The sequence below is a fragment of the Streptomyces sp. NPDC001027 genome (genome assembly GCF_040299045.1).
Classification (GTDB): Bacteria; Actinomycetota; Actinomycetes; order Streptomycetales; family Streptomycetaceae; genus Streptomyces.
The window spans coordinates 1-18,863 of record NZ_JBEPBI010000097.1; the positions used below are offsets into that span (position 1 = coordinate 1).

At 73.4% G+C, this 18,863-nt stretch carries 17 protein-coding genes and 1 tRNA gene; 14 read left to right on the top strand and 4 right to left on the bottom strand.

Translation table 11 applies throughout. The features are described 5' to 3' along the window. Positions 1 to 3: 3 nt before the first annotated feature. The 4 genes from ABT300_RS24520 to ABT300_RS24535 all read left to right on the top strand — a co-directional run bounded on the left by ABT300_RS24520 (position 4) and on the right by ABT300_RS24535 (position 6,265). Positions 4 to 88 (top strand) — tRNA-Leu (locus ABT300_RS24520). Between the two features lie 362 nt (positions 89 to 450). Next, the gene (locus tag ABT300_RS24525) at positions 451 to 4,317 is read left to right on the top strand and encodes a Pls/PosA family non-ribosomal peptide synthetase (protein WP_351679419.1); all 3,867 of its coding nucleotides are present in this window, start codon (positions 451 to 453) and stop codon (positions 4,315 to 4,317) included. A gap of 80 nt (positions 4,318 to 4,397) precedes the next feature. Continuing rightward, positions 4,398 to 5,750, top strand: coding sequence for a M1 family metallopeptidase (locus ABT300_RS24530; RefSeq protein ID WP_351679422.1), 1,353 nt, complete (start codon positions 4,398 to 4,400; stop codon positions 5,748 to 5,750). An 89-nt stretch (positions 5,751 to 5,839) separates the two neighbouring features. Further along, positions 5,840 to 6,265: a YchJ family protein gene (locus ABT300_RS24535; RefSeq protein WP_351679425.1), complete on the top strand. Its 426-nt coding sequence runs from the start codon at positions 5,840 to 5,842 to the stop codon at positions 6,263 to 6,265. A gap of 18 nt (positions 6,266 to 6,283) precedes the next feature. On the opposite strand, the gene ABT300_RS24540 is transcribed toward ABT300_RS24535, so the two are convergent. Then, entirely contained in the window at positions 6,284 to 6,985 is a 702-nt protein-coding gene (locus tag ABT300_RS24540; RefSeq protein ID WP_351679428.1) for a FadR/GntR family transcriptional regulator, read from the bottom strand. A gap of 143 nt (positions 6,986 to 7,128) precedes the next feature. Here ABT300_RS24540 and ABT300_RS24545 point away from each other — a divergent pair, with 143 nt between their 5' ends. The 4 genes from ABT300_RS24545 (at position 7,129) to ABT300_RS24560 (ending at position 11,061) form a co-directional block, all read left to right on the top strand. Then, positions 7,129 to 7,647 carry a gluconokinase gene (locus tag ABT300_RS24545; protein WP_351679431.1) on the top strand — a complete coding sequence of 173 codons (519 nt, stop codon included), beginning with the start codon at positions 7,129 to 7,131 and terminating at the stop codon, positions 7,645 to 7,647. Between the two features lie 192 nt (positions 7,648 to 7,839). After that, the gene (locus ABT300_RS24550; protein ID WP_351679433.1) at positions 7,840 to 9,237 is read left to right on the top strand and encodes a GntT/GntP/DsdX family permease; all 1,398 of its coding nucleotides are present in this window, start codon (positions 7,840 to 7,842) and stop codon (positions 9,235 to 9,237) included. 2 nt (positions 9,238 to 9,239) lie between these two features. Further along, on the top strand, positions 9,240 to 10,001 hold the full coding sequence (locus tag ABT300_RS24555; RefSeq protein WP_351679436.1) for an SDR family oxidoreductase: 762 nt from the start codon (positions 9,240 to 9,242) through the stop codon (positions 9,999 to 10,001). A 16-nt stretch (positions 10,002 to 10,017) separates the two neighbouring features. Next, a complete protein-coding gene (locus ABT300_RS24560; protein WP_351679438.1) occupies positions 10,018 to 11,061 on the top strand; it encodes an L-idonate 5-dehydrogenase in 1,044 nt (347 codons plus the stop codon). 133 nt (positions 11,062 to 11,194) lie between these two features. Here the strand turns inward: ABT300_RS24560 and ABT300_RS24565 are convergent, their stop codons facing one another. Continuing rightward, positions 11,195 to 11,818 (bottom strand): cytochrome b/b6 domain-containing protein, encoded by a 624-nt coding sequence (locus ABT300_RS24565; RefSeq protein WP_351679440.1) that lies wholly within the window; start codon positions 11,816 to 11,818, stop codon positions 11,195 to 11,197. Continuing rightward, positions 11,802 to 12,527 (bottom strand): molybdopterin-dependent oxidoreductase, encoded by a 726-nt coding sequence (locus ABT300_RS24570; RefSeq protein WP_351679443.1) that lies wholly within the window; start codon positions 12,525 to 12,527, stop codon positions 11,802 to 11,804. Before ABT300_RS24570 ends, ABT300_RS24565 begins: the two co-directional genes overlap by 17 nt. A 519-nt stretch (positions 12,528 to 13,046) precedes the next feature. Here ABT300_RS24570 and ABT300_RS24575 point away from each other — a divergent pair. Genes ABT300_RS24575 through ABT300_RS24590 form a run of 4 tightly spaced genes read left to right on the top strand, consistent with a single transcriptional unit; the run spans position 13,047 to position 15,249 of the window. Then, a complete protein-coding gene (locus ABT300_RS24575) occupies positions 13,047 to 13,940 on the top strand; it encodes a DMT family transporter (protein WP_351679446.1) in 894 nt (297 codons plus the stop codon). A 34-nt stretch (positions 13,941 to 13,974) separates the two neighbouring features. Next, complete coding sequence (locus ABT300_RS24580) at positions 13,975 to 14,490, top strand: NUDIX hydrolase (protein WP_351679449.1); 516 nt, start codon at positions 13,975 to 13,977, stop codon at positions 14,488 to 14,490. Positions 14,491 to 14,536: 46 nt separating this feature from the next. Further along, the gene (locus ABT300_RS24585) at positions 14,537 to 14,929 is read left to right on the top strand and encodes a YidH family protein (RefSeq protein ID WP_351679451.1); all 393 of its coding nucleotides are present in this window, start codon (positions 14,537 to 14,539) and stop codon (positions 14,927 to 14,929) included. Beyond that, complete coding sequence (locus tag ABT300_RS24590) at positions 14,926 to 15,249, top strand: DUF202 domain-containing protein (RefSeq protein WP_351679453.1); 324 nt, start codon at positions 14,926 to 14,928, stop codon at positions 15,247 to 15,249. Before ABT300_RS24585 ends, ABT300_RS24590 begins: the two co-directional genes overlap by 4 nt. 78 nt (positions 15,250 to 15,327) lie before the next feature. Here ABT300_RS24590 and ABT300_RS24595 read toward each other — a convergent pair whose 3' ends face one another. Further along, complete coding sequence (locus ABT300_RS24595) at positions 15,328 to 16,311, bottom strand: NADP-dependent oxidoreductase (RefSeq protein WP_351679454.1); 984 nt, start codon at positions 16,309 to 16,311, stop codon at positions 15,328 to 15,330. A 251-nt stretch (positions 16,312 to 16,562) separates the two neighbouring features. Here ABT300_RS24595 and ABT300_RS24600 point away from each other — a divergent pair, with 251 nt between their 5' ends. Both ABT300_RS24600 and ABT300_RS24605 read left to right on the top strand, forming a co-directional pair. After that, the gene (locus ABT300_RS24600) at positions 16,563 to 17,585 is read left to right on the top strand and encodes a phosphotransferase family protein (RefSeq protein ID WP_351679456.1); all 1,023 of its coding nucleotides are present in this window, start codon (positions 16,563 to 16,565) and stop codon (positions 17,583 to 17,585) included. A gap of 5 nt (positions 17,586 to 17,590) precedes the next feature. Then, entirely contained in the window at positions 17,591 to 18,805 is a 1,215-nt protein-coding gene (locus tag ABT300_RS24605) for an acyl-CoA dehydrogenase family protein (protein ID WP_351679458.1), read from the top strand. Positions 18,806 to 18,863: the final 58 nt, after the last annotated feature.

The following is an 18,863-nucleotide window of genomic DNA, read 5'->3' on the forward strand; positions in this document are numbered from 1 at the left end:
CTTGTCCGGGTGGCGGAATGGCAGACGCGCTAGCTTGAGGTGCTAGTGCCCTTTATCGGGCGTGGGGGTTCAAGTCCCCCCTCGGACACAGCAGCGAAGAGGGTGGTTCCGGCCGATGGCCGGGCCGCCCTCTTCGCGTTCCGCACCCTTTCCCGGCGTCTCCCGGCGCCCCTTCCGGTGCTCGTCCGGCGCCCGCCTCGGCCGCTTCGCGAGCCTGTTCCCGGCCGATGTGGGGCAAATCTCTCCGGCCTTCCGAACGTGCAGGTCACAAGCCTGCGAACGATCTTCCCCGGTACCCCGGACGGTCTCCCCGAGTGGCCGCCGCGAGCCGACGAGCCTAGCTTCGTACTAAAATTTCCGGCTTGTTACGGAGCTGGACCGGACAACCCCAGGCAGACCTGCGGGCCCGCCGGCGCCCCGGAGGCTTCCGGGTTCGAGACGCGAGGACCGATGGCAGCCATTCACGAGAGCAGCGCTCTCGGCCTGCTCGACGAAGAAATCCACGCTCGACTCGGTGACACCGCCCGCTTCTCCGGCGGTCCCGCCGCATCCCCGCGCACCCTCGTCGACGTCTTCGACGCGTCCGTGCGGTCGTTCCCCGACGAACTCGCCCTGGACGACGGCAGCACTCCCCTGACCTACCGCGCCCTCGCCGTCGAGGTGGACCGGCTCCGCCGCCGGCTCGCCGCGGCCGGGGTCGGGCTCGGCGACCGGGTGGGCGTGCGCGTGCCCTCCGGCACCAACGACCTGTACGTGGCGATCCTGGCCGTCCTCGCCGTCGGCGCGGCCTACGTGCCGGTGGACGCCGAGGACCCCGACGAGCGGGCCGAGCTGGTCTTCGGGGAGGCGGACGTGCGTGCGGTGGTCGGCGCCGGGCACGCGATCGCCGTGCACGGCGTGTCGGGCGCGGCCGCCGCCCGCCCCGGCGCCGGGCACGACGCCTGGATCATCTTCACCTCCGGCTCGACCGGGAAGCCCAAGGGCGTCGCCGTCAGCCACCGCAGCGCCGCCGCGTTCGTGGACGCCGAGGCCGCGCTGTTCCTCACCGAGGAGCCGATCGGACCCGGCGACCGGGTGATGGCCGGGCTGTCGGTGGCCTTCGACGCCTCCTGCGAGGAGATGTGGCTGGCCTGGCGGTACGGGGCCTGTCTGGTCCCGGTGCCGCGCTCCCAGGTGCGCAGCGGCGCCGACCTCGGGCCCTGGCTGGTCGAGCAGGAGATCACGGTCGTCTCCACCGTGCCGACGCTGGCCGCGCTGTGGGAGCCCGAGACCCTCAACGACGTACGGCTGCTGATCTTCGGCGGCGAGGCCTGCCCGCCGGAGCTCGTGCAGCGGCTGGTGACCGAGGGCCGGGAGGTGTGGAACACCTACGGGCCGACCGAGGCGACCGTGGTGGCCTGCGCGTCGCTGATGTCCGGCGAGGAGCCGGTCCGCATCGGACTGCCGCTGCGGGGCTGGGAGCTCGCCGTCGTGGACGAGACGGGGGAACCGGTGCCGATGGGCGGCAGCGGACAGCTGGTGATCGGCGGGGTCGGGCTCGCCCGGTACCTCGACGCCCAGAAGGACGCGGAGAAGTACGCGCCGCTGACGTCGCTGGGCTGGGACCGGGCGTACCGCAGCGGTGACCTGGTGCGCGCCGACGCCGACGGGCTCGTCTTCCTCGGTCGGGCCGACGAGCAGATCAAACTCGGCGGGCGGCGCATCGAGCTCGGCGAGGTGGACGCGGCGCTGCAGGCGCTGCCGGGCGTCGCGGGGGCCGCGGCGGCCGTGCGCAGCGCCCGCAGCGGCAACCAGCTCCTCGTGGGGTACGTCGTCGTCCAGGAGGGCTGGGACCAGGCGGCGGCCGTGCGACGGCTGCGCGCCGAGCTGCCCGCGGCCCTGGTGCCGCTGCTCGCGCCGGTCGACGACCTGCCGACCCGGACGTCCGGGAAGGTGGACCGCAACGCGCTGCCCTGGCCCCTGGAGGGGCTGGAGACCGGTGGCAGGGCCGAGCAGCTGTACGGCACCGAGGCCTGGCTCGCCGAGCAGTGGACGGAGGTGCTCGGCATCCCCGTCTCCGACGCCCGCGACGACTTCTTCGCGATCGGCGGCAGCAGCCTGGCCGCCGCTCAGCTCACCACGAGGCTGCGCACCCGGTATCCGAGCGCGGCCGTCCTGGACGTCTACCAGCAGCCGACGCTGCGCAAGCTGGCCCGCTACCTGGAGGAGTCCGCGCAGGACGACGGGGCCGCCCGTGTCGTCGCGCCGGTGCCGGTGCGCGCCAAGGCGATCCAGCTGCTGCTCCTCGTCCCGCTGTTCACGCTGCTCGGGCTGCGCTGGACGGTGCCGCTGGCCCTGGTGGGCAATCTGCTGCCGATGTACTCCTGGCTGCCGACGGCCCCCTGGTGGCTGGTCGTGAGCGGCGCTCTGCTGCTGTTCAGCCCGCCCGGGCGGCTCGCGATCGCGGCCGGCGGTGCGCGGCTGCTGCTGCGCGGGGTGCGGCCCGGGCGGTACGCGCGCGGCGGCGGCGTCCATCTGCGGCTGTGGGCGGCGGAGCGGCTGGCCGAGTTCAGCGGGGCGACCTCGCTGACCGGGTCCTGGCTGGAGCGGTACGCGCGGGCGCTGGGCGCCAAGGTCGGGCCGGACGTGGATCTGCACTCGCTGCCTCCGGTCACCGGCATGCTCAAGCTGGGCCGGGGCGCGGCCGTCGAGTCCGAGGTGGACCTGTCGGGCCACTGGCTGGACGGGGACCGGCTCGAGATCGGCCCGGTCAAGGTCGGCGCGCACGCGGTCGTCGGCACGCGCAGCATGCTGTTCCCGGGAGCCCGGGTGGGCAAGCGGGCCGAGGTGGCGCCGGGTTCCGCGGTCACCGGTCAGGTTCCCACCGGTCAGCGCTGGGCGGGCGCTCCGGCGGCCAAGCTCGGCAAGGCCAAGCGCAACTGGCCCAAGGAGCGGCCGGCGCGGGGCACGTACTGGCGCTTCATGTACGGCCTGACCGGGTTCGCGCTGACCGCGCTGCCGGTGCTGGCCGGCAGCGCGGCGCTGCTGGTGGCGGGCCTGTTCGTACGGCCCGGCGACGGACTCTCCGCCGCGCTGTGGGGTGCGGCGCTCGCCCTGGTCCCGGCGACCCTCGCCTTCGGTGCGGCGTACGCGACGCTGCTGCTGGCGGCCGTGCGGCTGCTGAGCCTGGGACTGCGCGAGGGCACGCACCCCACCCACAGCCGGACGGGCTGGCAGGCCTGGACGGTCACGCAGCTCATGGACCGCTCGCGGGAGACCCTGTTCCCGCTGTACGCCGGGCTGGTCACGCCGGTGTGGCTGCGGCTGCTCGGGATGCGGATCGGCAAGGGCGCCGAGGTCTCCACCGTGCTCGCGCTGCCCAGTCTGACCACGGTCGGCGAGGGCGCGTTCCTCGCCGACGACACGCTGACCGCGCCGTACGAGCTCGGCGGCGGCTGGATGCGGATCGGGCGCGCGGAGATCGGGCGGCGGGCGTTCCTCGGCAACTCGGGGATGACCGCGCCGGGGCGGAGCGTGCCGGACGGCGGTCTGGTGGGCGTGCTGTCGGCGACGCCGAAGAAGGCGAAGAAGGGCAGCTCGTATCTGGGGCTGCCGCCGGTGAAGCTGCCGCGGAACACCACGGACAGCGACCAGAGCCGGACGTACGAGCCGCCTGCGCGGCTGCTGTGGGCGCGTGCGCTGGTGGAGCTGTGCAGGATCGTGCCGGTGTTCTGCTCGGCCGGGCTGGCCGTCCTGACGGTGGCGGCGCTGTGCGCGCTCGGCGTCTGGGCGCCGCTGCTGTCGGGGCTCGTGCTGCTCGGGGCGGGGGCCGCGGCGGCCCTCGTCTCGGTGGTCGCCAAGTGGCTGCTGGTCGGCCGGCACCGCAGCGGCGAGCACCCGCTGTGGAGCGGGTTCGTGTGGCGCAACGAGCTGGCGGACACGTTCGTCGAGGTGGTGGCGGTGCCGTGGCTGGCCGGGGCGGTGCCGGGGACGCCGGTGATGACGGCGTGGCTGCGCGGGCTGGGCGCGCGCATCGGGGCGGGCGCGTGGGTGGAGAGCTACTGGCTGCCGGAGTCGGATCTGGTCACGCTGGAGGACGCCGTGACGGTCAACCGCGGGTGCGTCCTGCAGACTCACCTCTTCCACGACCGGATCTTGCGGACGGATACTGTGGTCCTCCGTGAGGGCGCCACGCTGGGCCCTGGCGGGATCGTGCTGCCCGGCAGCACGATCGGGGCCCGGACGACCCTGGGTCCCGCGTCGCTCGTCATGGCCGCGGAGTCCGTCCCGGACGACACCCGCTGGCTCGGCAACCCGATCGAGGCATGGCGTCCCTGAGGACGGGCTACTCGGGGCCGGAGCGCGGCGACGCACCCGCGGCGGGCGGTTCGAGCACAGGGCAGGGAGCGGACGGGGAAGTGGCAGTTCAGCAGTCGGTCGGGCCGGACCCGTATTTCCCGGCCAACGGTGACTCCCGGTACCGGGTGCACCGCTACGAGCTCACGCTGGACTACCGGCCGGGCCCGAACCGGCTGGCGGGCGCGGCCCGGATCAACGCGATCGCGGGACGGTCGGCGCTGGCCGAGTTCCAGCTGAATCTGGCCGATTTCAAGATCGGCCGGGTCCGGGTGGACGGTCGTCCGGCGCACTACACGCACCGGGGCGGCCGGCTGCGGGTCCGGCCGGCCAAGCCGGTGCGCGCCGGGGCCGCCTTCACGGTGGAGGTGCACTGGTCGGGCAATCCGAAGCCGGTGCCCAGTCCCTGGGGCGGTCTCGGCTGGGAGGAGCTGGACGACGGGGCGCTGGTGGCGAGCCAGCCGGTCGGGGCGCCGTCCTGGTACCCGTGCAACGACCGTCCGGCGGACAAGGCGTCGTACCTGATATCGGTCACGACGCCGTCGGCGTACTCGGTGGTGGCGGGCGGGCGGCTGCTGACGCGGACCACGAAGGCGTCGACGACGACGTGGGTGTACGAGCAGTCGGCGCCGACGTCGAGCTATCTGATCGGGCTGTCCGTCGGCAAGTACCAGACGGTCCTGCTGGGCGACCCGGGGCTCGGCGGCGTCCCCCAGCACGGGCACATCCCGGCGCGGCTGCTGCCGGAGTTCTCGCGGGACTTCGCACGCCAGCCCGGCATGATGCATCTCTTCCAACAGCTCTTCGGCCCCTACCCGTTCGACGAGTACGCGGTGGTCGTGACGGAGGAGGAGCTCGACGTCCCCGTGGAGGCGCAGGGGTTGTCGCTGTTCGGCGCCAACCACGTGGACGGGGCGCGGGGTTCGGAGCGGCTGGTGGCGCACGAGCTGGCGCACCAGTGGTTCGGCAACAGCGTGTCGATCGCCGACTGGCGGCACATCTGGCTGAACGAGGGGTTCGCGAAGTACGCGGAGTGGCTGTGGTCGGAGCGGTCGGGCGGCCGCAGCGCGCAGCAACTCGCCGCCGTCGCGCACCGGTTGCTGGCGACGCAGCCGCAGGATCTGCGGCTGGCCGACCCGGGGCGCAAGTCGATGTTCGACGACCGGCTCTACGAGCGCGGCGGTCTCGCCGTGCACGCCGTGCGCTGTGCGCTGGGCGACGAGGCGTTCTTCCACATGGTGCGCGCCTGGCTCGGGGTGCACCGGGGCGGGTCGGTGACCACGGCGACGTTCGTCGCGCACGCCGCCCGGTTCGCGTCCGAACCGCTGGACGAGCTGTTCGCGGCCTGGGTGTACGGGACGGCGCTGCCGCCGTTGCCGACGCCGTCGGCGCAGCGCGGAGCGGCGTCGGCCTGACCGCCGCGCCGGCCCGGTGACGAGTCCGCGTCCTCGGGAGGGCGGGGGCGGGCGGGGGGTTGCGTCGGGCGGGCGGGCACAATGGGCGTATGGCTCGACGTTCCGCGCGCCCGCGACAGCGCGCTTCCGCCGCCGTCCCCGCCGTTCCCGCCGTCTGCCCGTGCAGTCTGTCCGCACCGTACGAGGCGTGCTGCGGCCGCTATCACGCGGGCGCCGGGACCGCGCCGACCGCCGAGGCGCTGATGCGGTCGCGCTACAGCGCGTTCGTGGTGGGCGAGGCGGGTTATCTGCTGCGGACCTGGCATCCGCGGACGCGTCCGGAGCGGCTGGAGCTCGATCCCAAGACGCGGTGGACGGGCCTGGAGGTGCTCGCCGTGTCCGACGGGAGCGCGTTCCACCCGACGGGGACGGTGGAGTTCCGCGCGTCCTACCGGGGCGGCTCGCTGCACGAGCGCAGCCGCTTCGAGCGGGTGGACGGGGACTGGGCGTACGTGGACGGGGACTTCCCGCAGTGACGTCGTGCGCCGGCCGCCTCAGGGGGCCAGGATGTCCAGTTCGTGCAGGGCGCCGACGGTGATCTCGCGGGTGAGCTGTTCCGCGCGGGCCGCGTCCCCGGCCCGGACCGCCTCCGCGACCTGGACGTGCAGGGTGACGGCGGCAGGGTCGGGGTCCTCGAACATGACCTCGTGATGGGTGCGGCCGGCCAGGACCTCCGCGACGACGTCGCCGAGGCGGGCGAACATCTCGTTGCCGGACGCGGCGAGGATCACCCGGTGAAAGGCCATGTCGTGGACCAGATAGCCCTCGAGCCGGTGGCCGCGTGAGTGGGCCACCATGCCGAGCGCGCACTCGGTGAGCTCGGCGCACTGCTCCGCCGTGGCGTGGCGCGCGGCCAGACCCGCCGCGACCGGCTCGATCGCCGAGCGCAGCACGGTCAGCGAGCGCAGCTGGTGCGGGCGGTCGGCGCCGGCCAGCCGCCAGCGGATGACCTGCGGGTCGTAGACGTTCCACGCGGACCTGGGGCGGACCGTCACGCCGACGCGGCGGCGGGACTCGACCAGGTCCATGGACTCCAGGACGCGGACCGCCTCGCGCATCACCGACCGGGAGACGTCGAAGTGCTGGGCGAGCTCGTCGGTGCGCAGGACGCTGCCGGGGGGGTACTCGCCCGCCGTGATCGCGGGCCCCAGGGCGTCCAGTACGCGGCCGTGCAGCCCCCGGTCCGGAGTGGTCATGCACTCAGCGTACGGGGTGGATCACCGAGCCAAAAAGTCAGACTTATTCGATACAGAGTCTTGCAATAGTCCTACCTAATCGGATTCAGTGTCGTCGGCGGCGTCCACCGGCGCCGGATGTCGAGGAAGACAGCGAGGCAGAGATGCGTACCCCGCACGTCGTCGTGGTGATGGGCGTCGCCGGCACGGGCAAGACCACCATCGGTCCCCTGCTCGCCGCCCGAATGGGCGTCCCGTACGCCGAGGGCGACGACTTCCACCCGCCGGCCAACATCGCCAAGATGTCGGCGGGCACCCCGCTGGACGACGACGACCGGTGGCCGTGGCTCGACGCCATCGGGGCCTGGGCGAACGAGCGGGCAGGGCTCGGCGGAGTGGTCAGCTGCTCGGCGCTCAAGCGGTCGTACCGCGACCGGCTCAGGGCCTCCGCCCCTGCCGTCGTCTTCGTCCATCTGGCGGGCGACCGGTCGCTGATCGAGGACCGTATGGCGCAGCGGCGCGGTCACTTCATGCCGACGGCGCTGCTGGACTCCCAGTTCGCCACGCTCCAGCCCCTCGACGCGGACGAGGCGGGAGTCGTCGTGGACGTCGTCGGCGCCCCGGAGAGCATCGCCGGACGGGCGGTGACGGCGCTGACCGCGCTTGCCGACCCCGCCGACTGAGCCCGCCGACTGAGCCCGCCGTCCGGCCCACCCCCACCGGACCGTCCCGCCGGGCGGACGGGCGGTCTCCTCGGCCGGCCGTCGTCGGCCGGTGCTCGCCGCCTTCCACCGGAGCTCCGCTCCGGCGTCAGCCGTACCCCCGTAGTCGCGCTCTCCCCACCCCTCCTCCCCTACCTGACAAGGGAATCCCCCGTGACCAGACTCAGTGTCGAGACGCTGGCAGCGGACGCCGTCGAGCCGATCACCTCGGCCGGCCACGCACAGCTGGGCACCGCCGTACTGGCGGGCATCGCCGTGATCGTCCTGCTCATCACCGTGTTCAAGCTCCACGCCTTCCTGGCGCTGACCATCGGCTCGCTCGCGCTCGGCGCGTTCGCCGGGGCGCCGCTCGACAAGACCATCGCCTCGTTCACCACGGGTCTCGGCGCCACCGTCGCCGGGGTGGGCGTGCTGATCGCGCTGGGCGCGATCCTCGGCAAGATGCTCGCCGACTCCGGCGGCGCCGACCAGATCGTGGACACGATCCTCGCCAGGGCGGGCGGTCGTTCCATGCCCTGGGCGATGGTGCTGATCGCCTCGGTGATCGGTCTGCCGCTGTTCTTCGAGGTCGGCGTGGTGCTGCTGATCCCGGTGGTGCTGATGGTCGCCAAGCGCGGCAACTACTCGCTCATGCGGATCGGCATCCCGGCGCTGGCCGGTCTGTCGGTGATGCACGGGCTCGTCCCGCCGCACCCCGGTCCGCTGGTCGCGATCGACGCGGTCGGCGCCAACCTCGGCGTGACGCTGGCGCTCGGCGTGCTGGTGGCGATACCGACGGTCGTCGTCGCCGGGCCGCTGTTCTCGCGGGTCGCCGCACGCTGGGTGGACGTCCCCGCCCCCGAGCGCATGATTCCGCAGCGGCCCTCCGAGGACCTGGAGAAGCGGCCCGGGTTCGGCGCCACCCTCGCCACCATCCTGCTGCCCGTCGTGCTCATGCTGTCCAAGGCGCTGGTCGACATCGTGGTGGACGACCCCGAGCACACCGTGCAACGCGTCTTCGACGTCGTCGGATCGCCGCTGATCGCGCTGCTCACGGCCGTGCTCGTCGGCATCTTCACCCTGCTGAGGCCCGCCGGGTTCGCCAAGGACCGGATCTCCGGGCTGGTCGAGAAGGGCCTCGCGCCCATCGCGGGCATCCTGCTGATCGTCGGGGCGGGCGGCGGATTCAAGCAGACGCTGATCGACTGCGGCGTGGGCCGGATGGTGCTGGAGATCTCCGAGGACTGGTCCGTCCCCGCCCTGCTGCTGGCCTGGCTGATCGCCGTGGCGATCCGGCTGGCGACCGGTTCGGCGACCGTGGCGACGATCTCGGCGGCGGGCCTGGTCGCACCGCTCGCGGCCGACATGTCGACGACGCACACCGCCCTGCTGGTGCTGGTCATCGGCGCGGGCTCGCTCTTCTTCAGCCATGTCAACGACGCCGGGTTCTGGCTGGTGAAGGAGTACTTCGGGCTGACGGTCGGCCAGAACGTGAAGACCTGGTCGGTCATGGAGACGATCATCTCGGTGGTCGCGGGCGGGCTCGTCATGCTCCTCTCGCTGGTGATCTAGCCGTGGTGAGCCATCCCCTCTTCGACATCAGCGGCCGGACGGCCCTGGTCACCGGCTCCAGCCGGGGCATCGGCCTGGCCCTGGCCAGGGGTCTGGCCGAGGCCGGCTGCACGGTCGTCCTCAACGGACGTGACGAGAAACGCCTCGAACGGGCCGCCGCCGGACTCCCGGGCGCGGTGCACACCGCCGCGTTCGACGTCACCGACGGGCCTTCGGTACGGGTCGGGATCGCCGACGTCGAGGACCGGGTCGGTCCGCTGGACGTCCTCGTCAACAACGCGGGCATGCAACTGCGCGCCCCGCTCCTGGAGTTCGCCGACTCCGACTGGCACCGGGTGCTGGACGCGAATGTCACCAGCGCGTTCCTCGTGGGCAGGGAGGCGGCCCGGGGAATGACCCGACGCGGCCACGGCAAGATCATCAACATCTGCTCCCTGCAGAGCGAGGTGGTCCGTCCCGGCATCGCGCCCTACGCGGCCGCCAAGGGCGCGCTGAAGATGCTCACCAAGGGCATGTGCGCCGACTGGGGCCCGCGCGGCGTGCAGGTCAACGGCCTCGGCCCGGGCTATATCGAGACCGAGCTGACCAGGCCCCTGGTGGAGGACGAGGAGTTCAGCGCGTGGGTGCGCCGGCGCACCCCGGCCGGACGGTGGGGCCGCACCGAGGACCTGGTGGGCGGGGTGCTGTTCCTCGCCTCCCCCGCGGCGGACTTCGTCGGCGGGCAGGTGCTGTACGTCGACGGCGGTATGACGAGCGTGCTGTGACAGGGCGTGACGACGGATGCTGGCATGTGTGATCCACGGTCAAGGCGACCTGCGCGTCGACGAGCTGACGGCGCCCTCGCCGGGGCCCGGCGAGGTGCTGGTCGCCGTCTCCCACGGCGGGATCTGCGGCTCCGACCTGCACTACTGGCGGCACGGCGGGGTGGGTGACTTCCGGCTGCGGGAGCCGATGGTGCTGGGGCACGAAGTCGTCGGCGTCGCGTCGAGCGGGCCGCTCGCCGGGGCCGCGGTCGCCGTGCACCCGGCCACGCCGTGCGGGGTCTGCCCCGAGTGCGCGCACGGGCGGCGGCAGGTGTGCCGGGACACCCGCTACCTCGGCAGCGCGGCCCGGACGCCGCACGTCCAGGGCGGCTTCGCGGCCGAGATCGCCGTCCCCGCCGGCCAGGTGCGGCCGCTTCCGCAAGGGCTGCCGCCGCGTCGGGCCGTGCTCGCCGAGCCGTTGTCGGTGGCGCTGCACGCGGTCCGCCGGGCCGGTGCGGTGTCCGGACGTCGGGTGCTGGTGACCGGGGCCGGGCCCATCGGCGCCCTGGTGGTCGCGGCGGCGAAGGCGGCGGGCGCGGCCCACGTCACCGTGACCGATCTGCTGCCCGCCGCGCTCGGGTACGCGCGCGCCGCGGGCGCCGACGTCGTCGTCCGGGCCGACGATCCGGCCGATCCCGGGTGGCCGCCGGAGACGGACACGGCGGCGGCCGTGGGGGTGGACGTCGCGGTGGACGTGGCGGTGGAGGCGTCCGGGACGGCCGCCGGACTGGAGACCTGTCTGCGGCTGGTGCGCCGCGGCGGGGTCGTCGTGCAGCTCGGCATGCTGCCGCCGGGGCAGAGCCCGTTTCCGGGGAACCTGCTGGTCAGCCGGGAGATCGAGCTGCGGGGAGCGTTCCGTTTCGACACCGAGTTCGACGACGCGCTGCGGCTGCTGGCCGCCGAGCCCGCGTTCGACGCCCTGGTCAGCGCGGTCGTGCCGGTGCGGGAGGCGGAGTCGGCCTTCGCGCTGGCGGCGGACCGCAGCCGCTCCTGCAAGGTGCTCCTCTCCTTCGGCGACTGACCGGCGGCCTCGGGGCGGCGGGGCTCGCCTCTGGGGACGGGCCTGGCGTCCGGGGGCGAGGCGGCCGGTGGGTGTGTGGTCCGGGGGATCTGCCGTGGGGTGGAGCGGGGTGTGGTGGTCGTGGCTGGGCCGGTCACGGCCGCCAGTGGCGGTGCTCGCGCTCGGCCCACTCACGGCTCACCCGGCCCGTGCGCATGCCGCGCCGGGCCTCCGGGTCGCCGAGCGCCATGCCGATGTGACCGGCCAGGACGATGCCGACGGTCAGGGCCAGCCAGTCGTGGACGAAGGTCGCGCTGGTGCGCCACATGATCGGCGTGAGGTGGGTGAACCACATGAGGAGTCCGGTGCCGAGCATGACCAGGGTGGCCCCGGCGATCCAGGCCGCGTAGATCTTCTGACCGGCGTTGAACTTGGCCGCCGGACGCGACTCCCGCCGTTTGTCCCGGCGCAGGACGGCCCGCAGCCAGCGGCGGTCGTACGGGCCGAAGCGGTTCAGGCGGCGCAGGTCGGCGCGGAACGCTCGGGAGGCGAGACCCGCGAGGACGGGGACGGGCAGGGCCGCGCCCGCCCACTCGTGGACCCGTACGACCAGTTCGCGGCGGCCCACGAGCTGGGCGAGCTCGGGGATGTACAGGCAGGCGGCCGTCACCACGCACACGCCCATCAGCAGGGCCGTGGTGCGATGCACCCAGCGCTCCGCGCGGCTGAAGCGGCGCACCTGGGGGGCGGCCGGCGGCGCCTCAGCTCGTAGGCTCATCGTCACGTCCGTTCGAACGGCCGACCCAGGCGTCGACGTCGTAGCCGCGGTCCTCCCAGTAACCGGGCTCCACCTTCTCGGTGACGGTGATGCCGGAGAGCCACTTGGCCGACTTGTAGAAGTACATCGGCGCCACGTAGAGACGGACCGGGCCGCCGTGGTCATGGCCGAGGTCCTTGTCCTGCATGCGCAGGGCGACCAGGACGTCGGGGCGTCGGGCCTGCTCCAGGGTGAGGCTCTCGCTGTACGCGCCGTCGAAACAGGTGAAACGGACCGCGCCGGCCGTCGCCCGCACACCGGCCGCGTCGAGGAGCGTGGAGAGCCGCACGCCCTCGAACGCGGTGCCGGGGACCCGCCAGCCCGTGACGCACTGCACGTCCTTGACCATCCGGGTCTGCGGCAGCGCCTTCAGCTGGTCCAGGGTGTAGCCGCCCGGGCGGTCGACCAGGCCGTCCACGGTGAGCCGGTAGTTCGAGGCGTTCCTGTGCGGGACGGACGAGGTCACCGAGTAGTAGCGGAAGCCGCCTCCGTTGGGGAGCAGCCCGGTCAGGCCCGTGGGGTCCTTGTCCGCGGCGCTGCCGAGGAAGGCCTCGAGACCGCGCTGGAGCGGGGGCGCGGCGACGACCCCCAGGGCGCCGAGGGCGAGGGTGCCGAGGAACACCCGGCGGCCGACGGGGGCGCCGCGTTCCTCGGACGGTTCGGGATTCACCCGTCCATTCGAACACCCGCGGGCGGGCGGGACCAGGTTTCCCCGGCAGCCGTCAGACTTCCGTCATCACTTCTTACCTTTTCGGACCGCGCGGGCGAGGATCGCGGCGGATCCCAGCGGATCCCCTCGGCTCCCGGGGCCCGTCCCGGTGATTCGGCGGGTCACAGAGCCGCGTGACGGTCTGCGGCGGTCACAAGACGGCGCGGGGCGGTCTGCGGCGGGCCGCCCCTGGTGGGAGCGTCCGCGACCGGCGGACCGCGCGGCGGGTGTGGCGTGCGCCATGGCGCGGCCCGGCCCGAGCCCACACCATGGCCGTAGGGGCGCCCCGCGCCTCCGGCTCCGGTCGCGGGCCACGCGGCCGAGTCAGCAGCCCGGTTCGGGGTACTCCCGAGACCGTCGCCCCGGGCGGGTCCGCAGCGGACCCTTCGGGCACATCCCGGGTGCCGAGGGCGCTGGGACGCTACAGTCGGCCACTACGCACCCCGTCCGTGGCCCGACCGGATGATCGAGGTACGCAGCGTGTCGGTTCTGGTTCTGGTTCTCGCCGTGAGCGCCGCCTGCTGTCTGGGCTTCGGATTCGTGCTCCAGCAGAACGCGGCCCAGCGGGCGCCGCTCGGCGACTTCCTCTCGCCGCGGCTGCTGCTCGACCTGATGAAGGTGCCGCGCTGGCTGGGCGGCCTCGGCCTCATGGTGGCCGGGATGGCCCTGGGCGCGATCGCGCTCGGCCAGGGCGAGATCTCCCTGGTGGAGCCGCTGCTCGCGACCAATCTGCTGTTCGCGCTCGCGCTCTCCCGGCATCAGACGAAACAGTCGCTGGGCCGTCAGGGCTGGGCGGGGCTCGTCCTGCTCGCGGGCGGGGTGACCGCCTTCATCGTGGCGGGCCAGCCGCGCGGCGGCAGCGCGGTCACCGATCCCCTGCGGCACTGGACGATCATCGGCACGATGATCGGACTGGCACTGCTGCTCACGACGTACGCCAAGCGCTCCCGGCTGAGCGCGGGCCCCGTGCTGCTGGCCCTGGCCGCCGGTCTGCTGTACGGCGTGCAGGACGCGCTGACCCGGGTCAGCGGACAGCGCTTCTCGGCCGGCGGCCTCGGCGAGCTGATGACCGGCTGGGAGCCGTACGCGGTGCTCGCGCTCGGCGTGACCGGCCTGGTGCTGGTGCAGAGCGCCTTCGAGACGGCGCCGCTGCGGATGTCGCTGCCCGCGCTGACGGCGGCCCAGCCTCTCGCCGGGATCCTTTGCGGCGTCGGCTTCCTCGGCGACCGGCTGCACACCGACACCGGCGCGCTGGCCTGGGAGGCGGCGGGACTCGCGGCGATCGTCGCGGGCATCGTGCTGCTCGGGCTGCACCCCGCGATGCCCCGGGGCGGGGCCCCTCAGGAGCGGGTGCCGAAGCTCCAGCCGCAGTAGGCGCCCCCTCCCGGACAGCTGCTTTGATGGGGCGATGAGCGCTGCTGACGAGATCCTCGACGTGGTCGACGAGAACGACCGGGTCATCGGCCGACGTCCGCGCGGGCAGGTGTACGCCGAAGGCCTGCGTCACCGCTGCGTGTTCATCCAGGTCAGGGACGCCGAGGGGCGGATCTTCGTCCATCGCAGGACGGCGGACAAACTGGTGTTCCCCTCCCTGTACGACATGTTCGTCGGCGGGGTGGTCGGCGCGGGCGAGGCCTACGACGAGGCCGCGCTGCGCGAGGCGCAGGAGGAGCTCGGGGTGAGCGGGCTGCCCCGGCCGGAGTACCTGTTCACGTTCCTCTACGAGGACGGCGTGGCAGGCAGCTGGTGGTCGGCGGTGTACGAGGTCCGGTGCGAGCTGCCGGTGTCCCCGCAGGTGGAGGAGGTGGCGTGGCACGACTTCCTGCCCGAGGAGGAGGTCGAACGGCGTCTGCCGCTCTGGCAGTGGGTGCCGGACGGGCTGGCGGCGTACGAACGGCTCAGGGCGCACCGAGCGACGGCCTGAACCGCGCCGACGCGGCCCCGCCGAGGCGACGGGTAGGGTCCTGCGGGTGATCGAGTTCGTACGGAACGTCCGGTTGTGGTTCGCCCCGGAGCAGGTCAGGCAGGAGGGCAGCACGCCCGACTACCGGTTCTCGCTGGCGAACGAGCGCACGTTCCTGGCCTGGCTGCGCACCGCGCTCGCGTTGATCGGCGGCGGCTTCGCGGTGGACCAGTTCCTGCCGGACCTGCGCTGGGGCTGGCGGGTGGGGCTGGCGCTCGCGCTGCTCGCGGCGGGCGTGCTGTGCTCGCTGCGCGCGGTGAACCACTGGGTGCGCTGCGAGCGGGCGATGCGCCGGGGCGAGGACCTGCCGTCCTCCCGTTTTCCGGCGCTGCTGGGCGTGCTGGTCGCGGTGGTGGCCGTGGCGATGGTGCTGGTGGTGCTGGTGGGGTGGGAGGGGTGAGCGCAGGGCCGGAGCAGGAGCGCGACCCCGGTCTCCAGCCCGAGCGGACCCGGCTGGCCTGGCGGCGGACGACGCTGGCGAGCACCGTCTCGGCCGTGCTGGCCGTGAAGGCCGCGCTGCACGGCGGTCCGTCGGCGTCCCGGATCGTGGCGGGCGCGCTGTGCGGCGCCCTGTGGCTGGCATTTCTGCTGCTCGCCCATCGGCGCATCCACGCCTTGGCCGTCTCGTCGAGCCCGGCGGCCCTCACCGCCCGTCACGCTGCGGCGGCCGTCGCGTGCGCGGCGGCGACGGCGGTGTGCGCCGTGGTCCTCGTGGTCTGATCCGCCCGTCCGGCGCGCTCCGCGCGTGCGCTCCCGCTCGGGCTTCGCCCGGCCCGGCGCCTTCGTCCGGCCCGGCCGCTACGCGCCGTCCTCGGCCTCCGTCGCCGCTTCCTCCTCCTGCTCCTGCTCCTCCGCCCAGTCCACGGTGACGACGATCTTGCCGCGGGTGCGGCCCTCCTCGCTCAGGCGGTGGGCCTCAGCGGTCTGCTCGAGCGGGAACGTCCGGGAGACGTGCACGGAGACGACGCCCTGTTCGGCGAGTTCCGCCAGGCGGGTGAGGTCCTCCGCGTCGGGGCGGACCCAGCAGTAGCGGCCGCCGTAGCCGACGACGTCCCCGTCGGCGATCGAGGCCAGGCGCCCTTCCGGGACCAGCAGGTTGGCGGAGACCCTCAGCGTCTCGCCGCCGACCGTGTCGAAGGCCGCGTCCACGCCCTCGGGGGCCAGCCCGCGCACCCGTTCCGCCAGGCCCTCGCCGTAGGTCACCGGTTCGCCGCCCAGCGAGCGCACGAAGTCGTGGTTGGCCTCGCTCGCCGTGCCGATCACCCGGGCGCCCAGGTGACGCGCGAGCTGCACGGCGATCGAACCGACGCCGCCCGCGGCCGCGTGGACGAGCACGGTCTCGCCGCGCCTCACCTGAAGAGCCCCCGTCAGCACCTGATAGGCCGTGAGCCCGGCGAGGGGCAGGCCCGCGGCCTGTTCCCAGGTGAGGTTGCGCGGCTTGCGGGCAAGGGTGCGCACGGGCGCGGCGACGTACTCGGCGAAGGTGCCGCGGGAGAGGAAGTCCTCGCGGACGTAGCCGATGACCTCGTCGCCGACCGCGTACTCCGGGACGGACACGCCGAGCTGGACGACGACCCCCGATACGTCCCAGCCGGGGACCACCGGGAAGACGGGCTCCAGCATCCCGTCCAGGTATCCCTGCCGGGCCTTCCAGTCGACGGGGTTCACGGCAGCCGCGCGGACCTTCACCAGCACCGCGTCGGGGCCGATCCTCGGGTCGCGCACCTCTTGGTACTCGAGCGTTTCCGGCCCGCCGTAGCCTGCGTAACTGATCGCCTTCATGGGTCCGACCCTCCGGGGTCCCCGAGCGCCGCGCAAGCGGGACGGCCGTGGCGGCCCGTGGCCTCCGCGACGTCCGGAACAGCCGGAACGGCCGAAAAGCGGGCTGCCGGACGGCTCTGCGGGTACTGTCCGGGGAGCCGTCGGCCTATCGTGGCCCCGATCACGTTGGGCATCACCCCTGGACTCCATACCGACCGGTCGGCATCATGGGGCGAGCCCCTGTTCACCCGTCCCGTCCGTAGGAGCGACGCATGAGCCCCGACCACCCGCCCGGACTCGACCTCGACCGGCTACGCGCTCTGCTGGAGCGCGAGCGTCCCGGTCTGGTCCACGGCCCCCTCACCGGACGGCTGATCGAAGGCGGACGGTCCAACCTCACCTACGCGGTCTCCGACGGCGAGGCGAAGTGGGTCGTACGCCGGCCTCCGCTGGGGCACGTCCTGGCCACCGCGCACGACATGAAGCGCGAGCACCGGGTGATCAGCGCGCTGCACCCGACGAGCGTGCCGGTGCCCCGCCCGGTCCTGCTGTGCGAGGACGACGACGTGCTCGGGGCGCCGTTCTACCTCATGGAGTTCGTCGAGGGCACCCCCTACCGGACGGCCGACGAGCTCGCCCCGATCGGCGAGCGGCGCACCCGGGACGCGCTGCTGTCGCTGGTGGACACCCTGGTGGAGCTGCACGCGGTGGACCCCGCCGAGGTCGGCCTGGCCGACTTCGGCCGGCCGGAGGGCTTCCTGGACCGGCAGCTGCGCCGCTGGGGCAAGCAGCTGGACGCCTCCCGCAGCCGTGAGCTGGCCGGGATCGACGAGTTGCACGCGGCACTCGGCCGCGAGCTGCCGGCCTCCCCCGGCGCCGCCGTCGTGCACGGCGACTACCGGCTCGACAATGTCCTGATCGGCCCCGACGACACGATCCGCGCGATCCTCGACTGGGAGATGTCGACCCTCGGCGACCCGCTGACCGACCTCGGTCTGCTGGTGATGTACAGCGTTCCGCTGGAGCTGCCGAACTCCCCGATCTCCACGACCGCCTCGGCGCCCGGCCATCCGTCGCCTGCCGAGCTGGTCGAGCGGTACGCGGCGGGCTCCGGCCGCGACGTCGCGGCGGTCGCCTGGTACACGGCGTTCGCCTGGTTCAAGCTCGCCGTGATCCTTGAGGGCATCCACTACCGCTACACGCTCGGCCAGACGGTCGGGCGCGGCTTCGACCGCATCGGGGAGCTCGTCCCCGTCTTCATCGAGCACGGACTGACCACTCTCCAGGAAGGCTGACCGGCATGGACTTCGCGTTCGACGCGCGCACCGAGGACCTCCGCGCCAGGCTGCTCGCCTTCATGGACGAGCACGTCTACCCGGCCGAGGCGGTGGCCGAGGAGCAGCGCGCGCTGCTGGCCTCGCCGTGGGACACCCCGGCCGTGGTGGAGGAGCTGAAGGCCGAGGCGCGCAGCCAGGGCCTGTGGAACCTCTTCCTGCCCGACGCCGAGCACGGCGCCGGGCTCACCAACCTGCAGTACGCGCCCCTCGCCGAGATCACCGGCCGTTCGCCGCAGCTGGCGCCGACGGCGCTGAACTGCGCCGCGCCGGACACCGGGAACATGGAGGTGCTCGCGCAGTTCGGCGACGAGCGGCAGAAGAAGCAGTGGCTGGAGCCGCTGCTGGCCGGTGAGATCCGTTCGGCGTTCGCGATGACCGAGCCGGAGGTGGCCTCCTCGGACGCCACCAACATCACCACGCACATCGAGCGGGACGGCGACGAATACGTCATCACCGGCCGCAAGTGGTACATCTCGGGGGCGATGAACCCGGACTGCAGGATCTTCATCGTGATGGGCAAGACGGACCCGGGCGGCGCGGACATCCGGCGTCAGCAGTCCATGGTGCTGGTGCCGCGGGACACGCCCGGCGTCACCGTCCGGCGGGCCATGCAGGTCTTCGGGTACGAGGACCACTCGCACGGCGGCCACGCCGAGGTGGTGTTCGACCACGCGCGCGTGCCGGCGACGAACCTCATCGGCGAGGAGGGGGGCGGTTTCGCCATCGCGCAGGCCCGCCTCGGTCCCGGCCGCATCCACCACTGCATGCGGCTGATCGGCATGGCGGAGCGGGCGATCGAGCTGATGTGCCGCAGGGCCGTCTCCCGTACGGCCTTCGGCAAGGCGCTGGGACAGCAGGGCGTGGTGCACAACTGGATCGCGGACGCGCGCGTGACGGTCGAGCAGCTGCGGCTGCTGGTGCTCAAGACCGCCTGGATGATGGACACCGTCGGCAACCGGGGCGCGCACGCGGAGATCCAGGCCATCAAGATCGCCACTCCGCGGGCGGTCGTCGACATCATCGACCGGGCGATCCAGCTGCACGGCGCGGGCGGCGTCAGCCAGGACTTCCCGCTGGCCGAGCTGTACGCCGGGGCGCGCACCCTGATGATCGCGGACGGGCCGGACGAGGTGCACCAGCGGTCGCTGGCGCGGCGCGAGCTGAAGAAGTACCTCTAGGCAGGTAGGCGGGGACGCGGGCAAGGGGCGGTCGCCATGGCGATCGCTCCTTGCCTGC